The sequence below is a fragment of the Geomonas paludis genome (assembly GCF_014193585.1).
GTDB lineage: Bacteria > Desulfobacterota > Desulfuromonadia > Geobacterales > Geobacteraceae > Geomonas > Geomonas paludis.
Genome location: NZ_BLXY01000025.1, coordinates 1 through 14174 on the forward strand (window position 1 = coordinate 1; position 14174 = coordinate 14174).

Annotated in this window: 11 protein-coding genes, 1 rRNA gene and 1 pseudogene; 8 read left to right on the forward strand and 5 right to left on the reverse strand. The window is 61.7% G+C overall.

Going from position 1 to position 14174, the window contains the following annotated elements:
• From rrf to H7687_RS21635, 5 genes are all read left to right on the forward strand, one after another.
• A 5S ribosomal RNA gene (gene rrf / locus H7687_RS21615) occupies window positions 1-110 on the forward strand; the annotation flags it as partial.
• A 273-nt stretch (window positions 111-383) separates the two neighbouring features.
• Window positions 384-2075: a methyl-accepting chemotaxis protein gene (locus tag H7687_RS21620; RefSeq protein WP_183351333.1), complete on the forward strand. Its 1692-nt coding sequence runs from the start codon at window positions 384-386 to the stop codon at window positions 2073-2075.
• Window positions 2076-2484: 409 nt separating this feature from the next.
• Window positions 2485-4071 carry a DUF3943 domain-containing protein gene (locus tag H7687_RS21625; protein WP_246405066.1) on the forward strand — a complete coding sequence of 529 codons (1587 nt, stop codon included), beginning with the start codon at window positions 2485-2487 and terminating at the stop codon, window positions 4069-4071.
• 41 nt (window positions 4072-4112) lie between these two features.
• Window positions 4113-4919, forward strand: coding sequence for a M48 family metallopeptidase (locus H7687_RS21630; protein ID WP_183351338.1), 807 nt, complete (start codon window positions 4113-4115; stop codon window positions 4917-4919).
• Between the two features lie 85 nt (window positions 4920-5004).
• Window positions 5005-6456, forward strand: a complete 1452-nt coding sequence (locus H7687_RS21635) for an aminoacyl-histidine dipeptidase (RefSeq protein ID WP_183351340.1) — start codon at window positions 5005-5007, stop codon at window positions 6454-6456.
• A gap of 49 nt (window positions 6457-6505) precedes the next feature.
• On the opposite strand, the gene H7687_RS21640 is transcribed toward H7687_RS21635, so the two are convergent.
• Both H7687_RS21640 and H7687_RS21645 read right to left on the reverse strand, forming a co-directional pair.
• Window positions 6506-6748, reverse strand: coding sequence for a hypothetical protein (locus H7687_RS21640; protein WP_183351342.1), 243 nt, complete (start codon window positions 6746-6748; stop codon window positions 6506-6508).
• 124 nt (window positions 6749-6872) lie between these two features.
• Window positions 6873-8549, reverse strand: a complete 1677-nt coding sequence (locus H7687_RS21645; RefSeq protein ID WP_183351344.1) for a B12-binding domain-containing radical SAM protein — start codon at window positions 8547-8549, stop codon at window positions 6873-6875.
• A 300-nt stretch (window positions 8550-8849) separates the two neighbouring features.
• On the opposite strand from H7687_RS21645, the gene H7687_RS21650 reads away from it, so the two are divergent.
• Complete coding sequence (locus H7687_RS21650) at window positions 8850-10175, forward strand: radical SAM family protein (protein ID WP_183351347.1); 1326 nt, start codon at window positions 8850-8852, stop codon at window positions 10173-10175.
• Window positions 10176-10323: 148 nt separating this feature from the next.
• On the opposite strand, the gene H7687_RS21655 is transcribed toward H7687_RS21650, so the two are convergent.
• The 3 genes from H7687_RS21655 to proC are packed head-to-tail and all read right to left on the reverse strand — an operon-like array spanning window position 10324 to window position 11902.
• Window positions 10324-10824: a thioredoxin fold domain-containing protein gene (locus H7687_RS21655; RefSeq protein ID WP_183351349.1), complete on the reverse strand. Its 501-nt coding sequence runs from the start codon at window positions 10822-10824 to the stop codon at window positions 10324-10326.
• 2 nt (window positions 10825-10826) lie between these two features.
• Entirely contained in the window at window positions 10827-11102 is a 276-nt protein-coding gene (locus H7687_RS21660; protein ID WP_183351350.1) for an acylphosphatase, read from the reverse strand.
• Window positions 11099-11902 (reverse strand): pyrroline-5-carboxylate reductase, encoded by an 804-nt coding sequence (gene proC / locus H7687_RS21665; protein WP_183351352.1) that lies wholly within the window; start codon window positions 11900-11902, stop codon window positions 11099-11101. Before proC ends, H7687_RS21660 begins: the two co-directional genes overlap by 4 nt.
• Before the next feature lie 158 nt (window positions 11903-12060).
• Between proC and H7687_RS21670 the strand changes: the two genes are divergently transcribed.
• Together H7687_RS21670 and H7687_RS21675 are read left to right on the forward strand one after the other, a co-directional pair.
• Window positions 12061-13239: an MFS transporter gene (locus H7687_RS21670; protein WP_183351354.1), complete on the forward strand. Its 1179-nt coding sequence runs from the start codon at window positions 12061-12063 to the stop codon at window positions 13237-13239.
• 612 nt (window positions 13240-13851) lie between these two features.
• Window positions 13852-14174: pseudogene (locus H7687_RS21675) on the forward strand (hypothetical protein); the annotation flags it as partial.

Sequence of the window (14174 nt, forward strand, 5' to 3'; positions counted from 1 at the left end):
GCAATGCCGAGAGGGTCACACCCGTTCCCATCCCGAACACGGAAGTTAAGCCTCTCTGGGCCGATGGTACTGCATTGGAAACGATGTGGGAGAGTAGGTCGCCGCAGGGAATTTAATAGAGAAAGCCCCGCCTGATAACCAGGCGGGGCTTTTTCGCGTTCTGGCTGCTAGCTTGTTTGCGGCTCGTTGCTGCGGCTCTTTCCTCCCGCTGCTGCAGCGCCCTCACCCCCGCCCCTCTCCCAGGGGGAGAGGGGGGATCTCACTGTCATAGCCGCCGCTGCTTACTCTCAGAACCGCTCCAGTTGGGGTGTTATGCCTATTGGATTGACACCACGCCCTTTTCAATGTACTAATTGGCATATTTGAATGCGACTGGGGCTTTTATGTTTTTCAGGAAATACCTCTCTTCACTGCGCAGCACTTACATATTCATGGTCTGTTTCGGCCTCCTCATGGGGGTCGTTTTTCCCTTCTATTCCTGGCTCTTCTTCGGTGCCAAGGCCTTTGCTCCTCTGTACGTCCTCGGCTGCCTTGCAGCCGGATTCATTGTCGGCACATTCTGCTATCACGTGATCAAGGAAGCGCTCAGGCTTTACATCGAACAACAGCTGAAAATACTCGGGCGGATCACCGGTGACGCATCCTCCGTGTCGGTGTCGGGCACGGGCGATGAACTGCAGCAACTGATGGAGTGCAACGAGGCCCTGATGAACCGGGTCCTGGTGATGGTGGAAAACGTGTCCAGGCTTGCCGCAGACATCTCCGACCGCCATGGCCGCCTCACTGCCGACTTCAGCAAGACAGTGCACAACCACGAGAAACAGGCTGCCAGGGAGCAGGAAACGATAGGGGCGGTGGATGACATGAACGCCTTCTTCCGTGACCTGTTGAAGGAGATCGAGGATATCGCCGTGCGCACCGACGAGCGTGCTTCCATCTCCACGGAAATGAGCGCCGCCACCGACGCGATCGCCCTTAGCATCCAGGAGTATTCCGCCTCTGTCATGGAGACCTCCGCTTCCATCGAGGAAATGGCAGTCAGCATCAAGGGGACGGCTTCGAACATCGATGCGCTGACCACCTCCACGGAACAGACCTACAACTCAATCCTTACTATTGGGAACTCGATCGGGGAAATCCGTGACAATGCCCGGCGCTCCTCCGACTGCTCGGACCGCGTCCGTGTGGAGGCTGCCGAAGGAATGGAGGCCATGGCGGCGACCATTGCAGCAATGACCGCGATAGAGGAGCACAGCGACCGCTCCGTTGATGCCATCAACCGCCTGTCTCAGCACTCGCTGCGTGTAGGAGAGTTCCTCGATGTCATCAAGGAGGTCGTCGCCCAGACCAACCTCCTTTCCCTCAACGCCTCCATCATCGCCGCCCAGGCAGGTGAGCGGGGCAAGGCCTTTGCGGTAGTTGCCGAAGAGGTCCGCGCCCTCGCCAAGAGGACTTCCGCATCCACGGAAGAGATCGAGGAGTTGGTCGCCAACATCCAGAAGGAAACGGCTGCTGCCGAGACCGCCGCACGGCTGGGCAAGGACATGGTTGCCGAAGGGGTGACGGTCTCAGAAAAGGCGGACGAGGCGTTGCACCGGATCGAGGAGAGCGCCGCAGAGGCTTCGCGCATGGTGCAGCAGATCGCCGCCGCCACTGACGAGCAGGCCTCGGGCAGCAAATTGATCACAGAAGAGGCTGAAAAGAACCTGACCCGTGTGAAACAGTTCAGCCGGGCCATCCAGGAAGAGGAAACCGGAGCCCAGCTGATCGTGCGCAGCCTGGAGCGCATGCGCGCCCTGTCGGTAAAGATAACGAACTCCACCGAGGAGCAGGTGCGGGGCAACCGCCTGTACATGCAAAGCGTCCAGGAAGACAACGACAAGGTGAAGGCGTTGAAGGACACCTGTATGGAGCAGATCGCCATAGGCGACGTGCTGCGTAACGACGTGGCCGAGGTCGATCGCCTGATCCAGGGGACCGCCCAGGAGGCCAAGAAGATGCTGGGCGAGATCGAGACCATCAACGAATTGATCGTCGCCGTGCATAGGGAGATGGAGTCCTTCCGCAAGCTGTAGACTCCCTTCCCCGCTGCTAGTTTCAAGCCCCACCGGTTGCTCCGGATGGGGCTTTTTTTTGCCAAAGGGGGATGGGGGGACTGGCTCCGCCAGGTGCCTGTCCCCTTGGTGTTCTTGGTGCTCTGAGAAGTTGGCTGAACTGAAAGAGCGTTCCGCTCAAGGGACAGGCACCTGACGGAGCCTGTCCCTTCTGCCGCTCGCCCTCTCTCTCCTGCCTTGACATCAAAAACAGGTCCGATAGATTATAGTCTGTTAATTTTGCCGACGTTTTAGCGTCATCTACTGCCGGCCATGCCCCCGCAAACCCTGGGGCAGGCGCATTGGCCAGGAAGTCATGGGAGGCGGTATGAGAGGCTTACCGACATCTGTTGCTGTCTTGCTGCTCGCAGTGGCGATGGTGTTTGCGGTGATGGCAGTGCCAGTACAGCTCTTCGCCATGACCGATACCGATGTCGACCCTCGTGCCGGTGCGAGCACAGCTACCGCAGAGCCTGCCCCGCAAGAGTTGAGCAGTCTGGTCACGCTGGACGCCGCCTCTCTTTATAGTTGGAAAAACCATCGTAGCCGGTCCGTCTATCACGTCGCCCAGGCCGACACCGCGCCCGAGCTTTACACGGCGGCAGCACCGCAACGCCGCCTTTCCTGGGAGACGGGCGAAGGAAAGAGTTACCTGATACCGGCCCTGGAAATTCCCGCCTTCATCGTCCTCCTCAATGCCTTCGACCGGGTGTACTTTCACGACAAAAAGACCGAGGACGGGAAGAGGACTTACGCTACCAATCCATCCACCTTCTGGCACCAGTTGACCCACCAGGACTGGACCTTCGACCAGGACACCTTCAAGGTGAACCAGTTCGGGCACCCGTACGAAGGAGCCACCATGTACGGCCTGGCGCGGTCGGCCGGGCTGAACTTCTGGCAATCGCTGGCCTACAGCAACGTAGGAAGCTTTCTCTGGGAGATGGGGGGCGAGAATTCCCGTCCCTCGACCAACGATCTGATCACGACCGGCAATGCCGGGGCGCTCCTTGGTGAGGTGCTGTTCCGCATGGCTGACCTGGTCTTGGAAGAGGGAGGGAGCAACCCTCCTTTAGGGCATCGACTGGCGGCAGCGGCGATTTCTCCGCCGACCGCAGTCAATCGGCTGCTGTTCGGCAAACGTTTCGACACGGTCTTCCCGAACCATAGCCCGGCGACGTTGTGGTTGGTCCGCGGCGGTTTCAGCCTCGACGTCCACTCCAAAAACCTCAGCGCCCCGGTCAAGGAGCCCAGCCGGGACAGTATCGGCATCCTGGAGTTTTCCATGGCCTACGGGCTGCCGGGCAAACCCGGGTACAGCTACAACCGCCCCCTGGATTACTTCAATTTTGAAATCTCCACCAGGGCCCGGCAGCACAACCTGGTGGACACCCTCACCGTCAGAGGGCTGCTGAAAGGAAAAACGTACGAGATGGGGCGGGACTATCGCGGCATCTGGGGCCTCTATGGCAGCTACGACTACATCTCCCCCTACCTGTTCAGGGTCTCGAGCACGGCCCTTTCCCTGGGTACCACGGGACAGTACTGGATCGGCCCCGGCGTGGCAGCCCAGGGCTCGCTGCTCGGCGGGGTCGGTTTCGGCGCCACCGGGCTGGAATCCGACGTGGCGGAGGAGCGGGGCTATCACTACGGGGTGACCCCGCAGGTGCTGTTGGCAATGAACTTTCTCTTTGGCGAAAGGGCCATGCTGGACCTGACCGGGCGCTGGTACTATGTAAGCAGTCTTGGCCCTGATCATGACGGCTCAGAGAGCGTCTTCAGAGGGCACGGCGCTTTGACGGTAAGGATCCACGGCAGCCACGCCATTGGCATTCAATATTCCGAGTCGATACGAAACACGAACTATGCTAATATTCCCACGAAGTATCGGGCTGAAGGGACCATCAGTCTCGTCTACACCTTTGTCAGTGACAGGGCCTTTGGGGCCGTAGAATGGCGAGATCCTGCCGACCGTTAACTTCCGCCCTTCACACGATCATCTTCTTGGAGGTGTACCTCATGAAACACCTGAAACGGCTTTTCCTGCCGATCCTGTTGGGTCTTTCCCTCATTTGCGGCTGCGCAGTGAGCAAGTCTTCGGTGGGCGGGTTCAACCTGGTCTCGGTTTCCGAGGAAAAGGACCTGGGAGACAAACTGGCCGTGGAGATCGAGAAGCAGCACCCGGTGGTGAGGGACCCGGAGGTGCAGGCGTACATCGACGGTGTGGGGAGGAAGCTTCTCACCGGGGTGCGCAAGCAGGATTTCCCTTTTACCTTCCAGGTGGTGAAGGATGACAGCGTCAATGCCTTCGCGATCCCCGGCGGGCACACCTACGTCAATACTGGACTGATCAAGGCGGCTGCGAGCGAGACGGAACTGGCGGCGGTCATGGCACACGAGATGAACCACGTGGTAGCCCGGCACTCGACCCGACAGATGACGCAGCAGTACGGCTACAGCCTGATCACGAGCCTGCTGCTTGGGGGGCAGGGGGGGGAGCTTTCCAAGGTCGCGGCCGATCTCTTCGGCAAGGCCGGCGGCATGTACTACAGCCGCGAGATGGAGAGCCAGGCCGACTACCTGGGCGTCGAGACCATGTACAAGGCGGGCTACAACCCGCAGGGGATGGTCAGCTTCTTCAAGAAGCTCGACGCTGCCGAGGAGCGGCAGCCCGGCACCATCGCCAAGTACTTTTCCTCTCATCCTGAGACGGTGGACCGGATCAAGGCCATCCAGCAGGAAATTTCCACGCTGCCGGCGAAGAGCTGGCTCCCCGACTCCACGCCGGAGTTCGCCCGGGTGAAGGCGAAGGTCAAGAACCTCTAGCCCAGCCGCCGGTAGCAACAGCAGCGCAGACCACCTTTGATCCCCTGCGGAACATTGCAGGGGAATTCTACTTTTGGGAGCAGACATGACTGACGCAACACGTGACCTGGAACCGCAGATTTTTTGGAACTGCTTCGCCGCCATCTCGGCGATTCCCAGGGCCTCGGGGCACGAGGAACGGATCGGGGCGTATATCCTGGAGCGTGCCGGGCAACTGGGCCTGGAGCGGGCCAAGGACGACTGTGGCAACATCGTGGTGAAGCTGCCGGCCACGCCGGGCAAGGAGGGGGTACGCAGCATCTGCCTGCAGTCCCACCTGGACATGGTCTGCGAGAAGAACGCCGACAAGGTGCATGACTTCCTCAACGACCCGATCGAGCTGGTGCGCAACGGGGAGGTGTTGACCGCCAACGGGACCACCCTCGGCGCCGACAACGGCATCGGCGTGGCCACGTCTCTGGCCATCATGGAGGACCGCAGCGTGGAGCACGGTCCGCTGGAATTGCTGTTCACGGTCGAGGAGGAGACCGGACTGCGTGGCGCCAAGAACCTGAGCCCGTCACTGGTGTCGAGCCGGTCGCTTTTGAACCTCGACTCGGAGGAGGAGGGCGCCCTCTACATCGGCTGTGCCGGTGGCAGGGACACCGTGGGGAGGTGGCGCCTGGTGCGGGAAGCGGCGCCTGCCGGCTGGGCCGCCCTGCGGCTTACGGTGAAGGGGCTCAAGGGAGGGCACTCAGGTCTCGAGATAGACAAGGGGCTCGGCAACGCCATCAAGCTGCTGAACAGGGCGCTCATGCGTCTTGCCGGACTCGGGGCGAGAGTGGCTGCCATCGACGGCGGCAACATGAGAAACGCCATTCCCAGGGAGTGCGCCGCGGTCATCAGCCTCGCGCCGGAGCGGGCGGCAGCGGCGCAAACGGTGGTGGCGGAACTGGCAGCGACCTTTGCCGCCGAACTGCCGACGGTCGATCCCGGGGTGCAACTGGTCCTGGAGCCGTGTGAAGCGCCGGCAACGGTACTGTATCAGCACCTGCAGCGGCAGGTGCTCAGCACCATCGCTGCTCTCCCCAGCGGGGTGCAGCGCATGAGCGCAGAGATTGCCGGACTGGTCGAGACGTCCACCAACGTGTCGGTGATCAACACGGAGCAGGACGAGCTGGTGCTGATCACCAGCCAGCGCAGTTCCAGCGCGTCGCGCCTGACCGAGGTGGTCGAGACGGTGCAGTCGATCCTGGAGTTGGGTGGCGCAGCGGTCGAGGTGAGCGAGGGGTACCCCGGGTGGCAGCCCAACGTCGATTCGCCGCTATTGAAGCTGGCGCAGAGGTGCTACCGGGGTCTGTACGGCAAGGACCCGGAGGTGAAGGCGATTCATGCCGGGCTCGAATGCGGCATTATCGGTGAGCGCACACCCGGCATGGACATGGTCTCGTTCGGGCCCAACATGGAGAAGGTGCACTCCCCCGATGAAAGGGTCTACATAGAGAGCGTGGCCAGGTACTGGAGGTTCGTGCTGGAGATCCTGAAGACCGCCCAGTAGAGCCGCTACTCCTGCACTACTCCTGCGCTACTCCTGCGCTACTCCTGCGCTACTCCTGCAGGTCGCAGAAGAAACGGACCACCAGGGGGACGATGGCGTTGGTGCCGCAGATGGTGACCCGCTGCGTCATCTCCTTGCACGTCTGCCCCACGCGGCACTGCAGGGAGATGTCGTGCAGCCCGGCGCAGCACCTGAACACCCGGGGCGTGTCGCCGTCCTTGTTCTCCCCCTGGTAGATCCCGTCCACCGACACGCTTCCCCTGCGCTGGCAGCAAACCGTGAAGTATTCCATGGTCTCTCCGCTGCGGCATGTCTTGATGAAAAAAAGCTAAGGGTCAAGTATCGCCTGCCGTGCCGGGACTGCAAGGGGATGAATTGTCGTCGATGGGGTGAGGCGGGTTGCGGGCGCCGCCCAGCTACAGGACCTGCACCTGGAGCCCGGCACCGGGGGCGGAGCGGTAGACGAAGGTGACGGTGGTTGCCTCTTCCCGCCACGGGGTGCAGCGGTAGTCACGGGCGAAGGTGCGGCGGTAATAGCGGACCCGCTCCCCGGGCTTGGACTCCAGGCGCAGGGGGGCAGCCGGTTCGGCCGGCTCCTGCCCGCGGCTGAAGAAGCCGGGCAGGTTGCCGCTGGGGTAGCCGGTCAGGCACAGGTCGAAGCAGAGCGCCTCGCGCAGGCGCTCGCGCGCTTGGTCGTCCCTGCCGTCGACAGCAAAACGCCAAAGGGCCTCGAAAAGGGAGGCGAGGGAAAGGTTGCCGGCGAAGAGGCCGGCGGAGTCGAAGAACTGCGCCGCTGCATCGAAGAACTGCGACAGGGGGCGCTCGGCGGCGAACAGCTGCAGCGTCGTGGCGAACCTGCCGCTGTTGTACACCAGGTCGAGGAGCCGGCTGATCCCCTCGATGCGGCGGATCTCCTCGAACGTAAGCCACGGGGTGCGCAGGATCTTGTAGGGCGCGGTCTCCGCATAGGCGTACCCCTCCTTGCGGGCGATGCCCCGCATCGCCGTCCCCTTGAGGACCTTGAGCGGCTCGACCTGGATGTGGTCCGCGTCGAGCGCGAAGAGCCCCTGCACCGAAGCCAGAAATCCCGGCAGAGATTCACCCGGGAGCCCCGCCACCAGGTCCAGGTGCACCGTGACCGCCGTCGCCGATTTCAGTCGCGCCACGTTGGCGTAGAGCTTGTCCAGGCTCGATTTCCGCTCCACCTTGGCCAGCGTCTCCTCCCCACCGGACTGAACGCCTATCTCGAAACGGAACACTCCCGCCGGCACCTGCGCCAGCAGGGCCAGGTTCTCATCGGTCAAAAGCTCCGCCGCTATCTCGAAGTGAAACTTGCTGCCCCGGTTGTGCTCCAGGATGAAGCGCCAGATCTCGTTGGCCCGTTTGGCGTCGTAGTTGAAGGTGCGGTCCGCCAGTTTCACGGTCTGCACGCCCGCCTCCATGAGCAGCAGCAGGTCCGCCTTGATCCTCGGCATGGGAAAGGAGCGCACGCCGCTTTCGATGGAGGACATGCAGAAGGCACAGGAGAAGGGACAGCCGCGCGAGGTCTCGTAGTACACCAGCGGCTTTTTGAGATCGACCAGTCCGGCCGCGAAGGGGGAGGGGATGACGTCCAGGTCGGCCAGCGCACTGCGCTCAGGGTTGGCGATGATCTCCTCGCCCTCGCGGTAGGTGATGCCGGCGATCTCTTCCAGCGCACCCCTCTGGCTCAGGGCTGCCAGCAGTTCGCGGCAGCTTTCTTCCCCCTCGCCGCGCACGATGCAGTCGATGGCGCCGTTGCGCACCATCATGTCGAAGGAGCCGAAGGAGACCTCCGGTCCGCCCAGCACGATGAAGGTGTCCGGGGAGAGCTGCTTCAGATCCGAGGCCAGCTTCAGCGTAAGCTCCGTGTTCCAGATGTAACAGGAGAACATGACCACATCGGCCCGCTCGGCGTAGAGCTTCGCCAGCAGCTGGTCCGGCAGTTCGTTGACGGTGAGCTCGACAATGGTCGATTCAATCCCGGGCAGGGTGGCACAGGCCGAGGCGAGATAGGGAAGTGCCAGCGAGGCATGGACGTACTTGGCGTGCAGGGTGGTGAGCAGGATCTTCATGGGCGGGGATTGTAGCCGATTAGCAAAGGGGTTGCCAGAAAAATGGTGGCAGGCGCGTCGCGGCCCGGGGAGCGGCGCCGGACGCATCCCTTGCCCGCGCCAAGCTTTTTTGCTACTGTAAGCGGCTGCCGAACAAAAAACAAACCATTGGCCACGGAGAAAGTCTGAGGACTTCTGAGAAAGGCACAAAACGGAAGGCTATTGTTAAACCAAAGTCTTTGGTCTAGTCTCTAACACCGCTTTTGTAGTTCTCAGATTTTCTCAGAAGTTCTCTGTGGCTAACGGTTTTCAAGGATAGACATGAAAAGAAAGAAACTGCCGAAACTGCTCTACGCCGACAGCCAGGGCAACATCTACGACCACCCCTACCTCACCATGGCGGGGATGAGCGCCGACGAGGCGGTGTTGCCGGAGTCGGTGGAACTGATCCCGCTGCCGGACGACAGCCGCCTGTTCACCATACCCGACACGCCTCCCATCGCCTGGGACGAGGACCAGGGGAGTTTCGTGACCCTGAGCCAGGTCAGGGAAGGGCGGCGCAGCATGAAGATCCAGGCCGTTTCCGCCTTCATGGCGCCGGGGTACATGCGCACCCTGTTGCCGGCCTGCGACTACAGCAAGAAGAAGGTGCACCTGCCGCTGTGGTCCTACACGGCCGTGGGGTGGGACGAGGAGCGGGAGTGCTTCGTGGTGGCCGCGACCCGCGTGGACGACAACGAGAACTGGCTCCCCAAGAACTACGACGACAGAAAGCTCGATCCGCTGGTGCGCAAGATGCTCGCCGAGTTCCCCAAGAACCGGCTCATCGAGCAGCTGTCGCGCTGCGCCGTCGACTACCACTGCTTCGCAGCGAAGAACCTGTTCTTCCGCAGGTGGGAGGCCCCCATCCCGACCTCGCCCGTGTGCAACTCGCGCTGCCTGGGGTGCATCAGCCTGCAGCCTTCCGACTGCTGCCCGTCCAACCATGAGCGCATCCCGTTCGTGCCGACGCCGGAGGAGATCGTGGAACTGATGCTGCCGCACCTGCTGCAGGCGCCGGAGCCCATCGTCTCCTACGGGCAGGGGTGCGAGGGGGATCCCATCATGCAGGCCGACACCATCGCGGAGGCGACCAGGAGGCTCAAGGCGGGGAGCTCGCGCGGCACGGTCAATTTCAACTCCAACGGGTCCATCCCGGACCGGGTGCGCATGCTGTGCGACGCCGGCATGGACTCGATGCGCTTCTCCATGAATTCGGTGCAGGAAGGGTTCTACAACAGCTATTACCGTCCCAAGGGGTACAAGTTCGCCGACGTGGTCGAATCGGTCCAGGCTGCCAAGCAGAAGGGGCTTTTCACCATGATCAACTACCTGGTCTCCCCGGGCGTCACCGACAGCCCGTCCGAGGTGGAGGCGCTCTTGAAGTTCATCGAGAAGACCGGCGTGGACATGCTGCAGATGCGCAACCTCTCCATAGATCCCGCCTTCTACAACGAGAGGATGGGGGTGCAAAAGCGCGGCATCGGCATGTATAAGCTGTTGCAGGAGGTGAAGAAGGCGTTCCCGAAGATCCAGTACGGCTACTTCAACCGCACGAAGGAGCGCTTCTTTCCGGACGGGTTCGAGAAGGGGTGGCCGATCGGGTGACGGCGAGTGGGCAATTGACAATGGATAATGGACAATTGACAACTGACAACTGACAACTGACGGGATGACAACAGTAGTGTTCATTGCGCGAAGAGCCGCCATTGCAAAATGGCGGCTCTTCGTTTTTTCAGTTCCGGCGGGGCATCTTCTATTTCAGCAGGGGTTCCAGCTTCATCAGGTCGAAGCCTCGTACGACGGTGCCGTAGATCATGAAGATGGGGGTGGCGTTGATCCCGTTGGCCTTGGCGATCTGCACGTGCTCTTCCTGCAGCGCTACCCCTTCGGGCGTCGTCTCCATCAGCTTCCACTTGTCGACCGCGTCTGCCGTTACTTCCCGGTACGCCTTTTCCCTGTCTTTGGCCGAAAGGATATACTGCACCTTCCCCTTGGACGCCGGATGGTTCTTCAGCGGGTAGAAGAAGATGTACCGAGTGACGTCGCTGCGCCTTTGAAAGTAGGCCTCGGCCTTCTTGCAGAAGGGGCAATCGGGGTCGGTGAACTCTATCACCATGGTCTTGCCGTTGCCTATCTTCACCGCCTTGCTCAGGTCCAGGTCGGCGGCACAGGCCGCGGCGGCAAAAAAGAGCACCAGCAGGGGGGCGACCAGCAGCACCTTGCAACGCTCGATGACACGATTCCACTGATACATAGCTACTCCCTCACCTGAAAGCCGGCGTACTCACCGGTGTAGTCTCCCTGCTGTTCGACCAGTTCATCCACCCTGGCCAGTTCCGGCCCCCTCCTGCACCACTGCAGCATGGCCGATACGTCCCGCTCCTCGCCCTCGAAGCAGGCCTCGACGGAGCCGTCGGAGAGGTTGCGCACCCACCCCGTCACCCCGAGTTGCTGCGCGGTGCGCGCGGTGTAGTGGCGAAAGGCGACGCCCTGCACCCGGCCACGCACGATCACCATCGCTCTTTTTTTCATTTTTCCCCAAGCTCCTTGGAGCGGGCTACGCAGACGTCGACGGCGTTGATGGTGGCGGCGCGGAAACCGTCGCGGTCCAGCGAGTGCATGGCGGCGATGGTGGTCCCCCCCGGCGAGGCGACGTTGCTCTTCAGGGCCGCCGGATGCTCGTGGCTCTCCATAAGCAGCTTCGCGGTGCCGTAGACGGTCTGGGCGGCCAGGGCGGTGGCGACGTCGCGGGTTAGGCCGTGTTTGACGCCGGCATCGCTCAAGGCCTCGATGAAGGTGAGGACGTAAGCCGGGCCGCTGCCGGAAACGCCGGTGACGGCGTCGAGCAGTTTCTCGTCCACGACGCAGGTGGTGCCGACCAGGTCGAATATCCTGCGGGTCAGCACCAGGTCGTCCTCGTGGGCATTGTAGCCGCGGGAGATGGCGGATGCTCCCTGGAGCACCAGGGCGGGGGTGTTGGGCATGACCCGGACCACGCGGGCCCCGGCGCCGAGCATTCCCTCGATGGCGGCGCTTTTGACCCCTGCCATGATGGATATGAAGAGCTTGTCGGTGAGGCCGGCGCCGAGGGCGCCGAGCACCTGCGGGGCGACCTGGGGCTTGACCGCCAGGACGACGGCGTCGCTCATCCGGCACAGCTCCACGTTGTCGGCGAGCACCTGCACCCCGTAGCGTTCGGCGAGCAGGTTGCGGCGCGGCTCGGACGGCTCCGACACGGCGAGTTCCGCAGCCGGCACACCCCCGGCCAGAAGGCCCTTGATGATCGCCTCCGCCATGTTGCCGCCGCCGATGAAGCCTATTTTCCTGTCCATGTCCTTGCCTCCCTTTCCCTTGGATTGCGTTCAAAGATAGGTAATAAATCCGACTCCAAATGTCAATAGAATTGATTTGTTTTAATTATTAGCTGTCTGTTCCGGGTGGTGGTTGTTACCGTCTGTTATTAGGATAGACTGAACGCCGGAGGTGCGACGTGTTCAAAGGCATAACCGGCAACGTATTCATATTGGGGCTGGTCAGCTTCTTCACCGATGTCTCCAGCGAGATGATCTATCCGCTGCTGCCGCTGTTCCTCACCGGCCTGCTTGGAGCAGGTCCCGCCTTTCTGGGCGCCATTGAAGGCGTTGCCGAATCGACCGCCTCCCTGTTGAAGCTCTTCTCCGGCATCGTGTCGGACCGGGTGCGCCGCAGAAAGCGCCTGGTACTCGCGGGGTACTCCATATCGGCCCTGATGCGTCCCCTGATCGGGAGCGCCACCTCTCCCCTGGCGGTTTTGCTGATCCGCACCGGCGACCGGGTCGGCAAGGGGATACGCACCTCGCCGCGGGACGCGCTCATCGCCGACTCGGTGGACCCATCGCTGCGCGGCAAGGCCTACGGCTTTCACCGCTCCATGGACCACGCCGGCGCCCTGGTGGGACCGCTGCTGGCGACCTTCCTGCTCGCCTACGTGGTCAAGGACCTGCGGCAGTTATTCTGGCTGGCGGGGATCCCGGGCCTCATCGCCGTGCTCCTGATCGTTTGGAAGGTGACCGAGGCCGAGCGCTCGCCGCTGCCAAAGACGGGGCTCAGGCTTGGCGCGCTCCCACCCGGCCGGCTGAGAAGGTACCTGCTGGTCCTGTTCCTGTTCACCCTGGGTAACTCCTCGGATGCCTTCCTGCTGCTCAAGGCCGGCGCCGTCGGTACCCCCTCCTACCGGCTGCCGCTGCTGTGGGCCTTCTTCCACCTGGTGAAAATGGTCTCCTCGATGCCCTTTGGCGCGCTCTCCGACCGCATCGGCCGGCGCGCGGTGATCGTGGCGGGCTGGTGCGTCTATTCCCTTTCCTATCTCGGCTTCGGGGTGGCCCGCAGCGAGTGGCAGATCTGGCTCCTCTTCGCCGTGTACGGACTGTTCTTCGGACTCACCGAGGGGGCGGAAAAGGCCTTCCTGGCCGATATGGCGCAGCCGGGGGAGCGTGGGGCCGCCTTTGGCTGGTACAACTTCGCCGTCGGCGCGGGCGCCCTGCCGGCGAGCCTTCTTTTCGGCGGCATCTGGCAGCTGGAAGGGGCCGTGGCTCCTTTTCTCTTCGGCGCCTCGCTGGCCGCCGTCGCCGCCGTATTGCTCCTGCTGTTGATCCCCCCCACGCCTGCCACGGGTAAGGAACGCCTGTGACATCTACCATCTTTTAAGCCTCCAGCGACATCTCCTTACTCTCAGGCTCTCCTTGCTTGTGTCATAGCAATTTTCACTTCTCTCATTGCCGACGGGACTTATTTCCCTCCCATGTCACTTTTATCCTAAAGTCTCATTTATGCCTGCCGATTAGGCTGCTTTGTAAGGCAGTTGAAGAGGACGTTGTCAAAAATGTGATTTTCAACTGTCAAAGATTTGAGTTTGAGAGGTTGTTGTTGGTTTCATCAAGTTATTAACAACGCTACTTCAAGTGTTTATGGTGTTGGTAAAGATCGTGCAAACAGCTTTAACTTCAACGATTGCACAATAACCCCGAGCATTGAGTATATCCAACGCTGCGACAGCAGATCAAAGTCGAGCACACGGGCATTTTTTATTACTGGGTTATCAATATTGAGTGATGGCGGTGTGCCAGCACGTCCAAGAGTATTTCCCAAGATTTCTTCTAAACGAGAAGCGGTTGCCAACGAGGTCGTTCCACTGTGACGGCTCGCGCGGCCTCAGCGCGCGCCGACGGTACGGCCAGGTGCGGCTAAAGCAACGGCGGATTTTTCAGACAACGATTCACACTACGGAAAAGGAGGGGATGTCTTGACAAGCCACCAACAGAAAAGATCAGGACGCGAACAAAGCAGTCTCCTGAGGGTTGCATCGGTGGTGCTGGCGGCCGCGTCCACGGTGATGCTCACCCAGCCGGCTACGGCTGCGGATTACACCATCACCGGCAGCTCCAACACCTACCTGCGCATGACCCGCACCATCAACAAGGACGACCTTTACCCGCTGTACGAGTACCTGCGTTTCTCGGTCACCGCGGCGGAGAAGGACGGCAGCGCCACCTCGCTGCACCTGGGCGCCTGGGGGCGGGTCGACCTGTTCGACAAGTCGACCGACCACTACACCGACGGGGACCT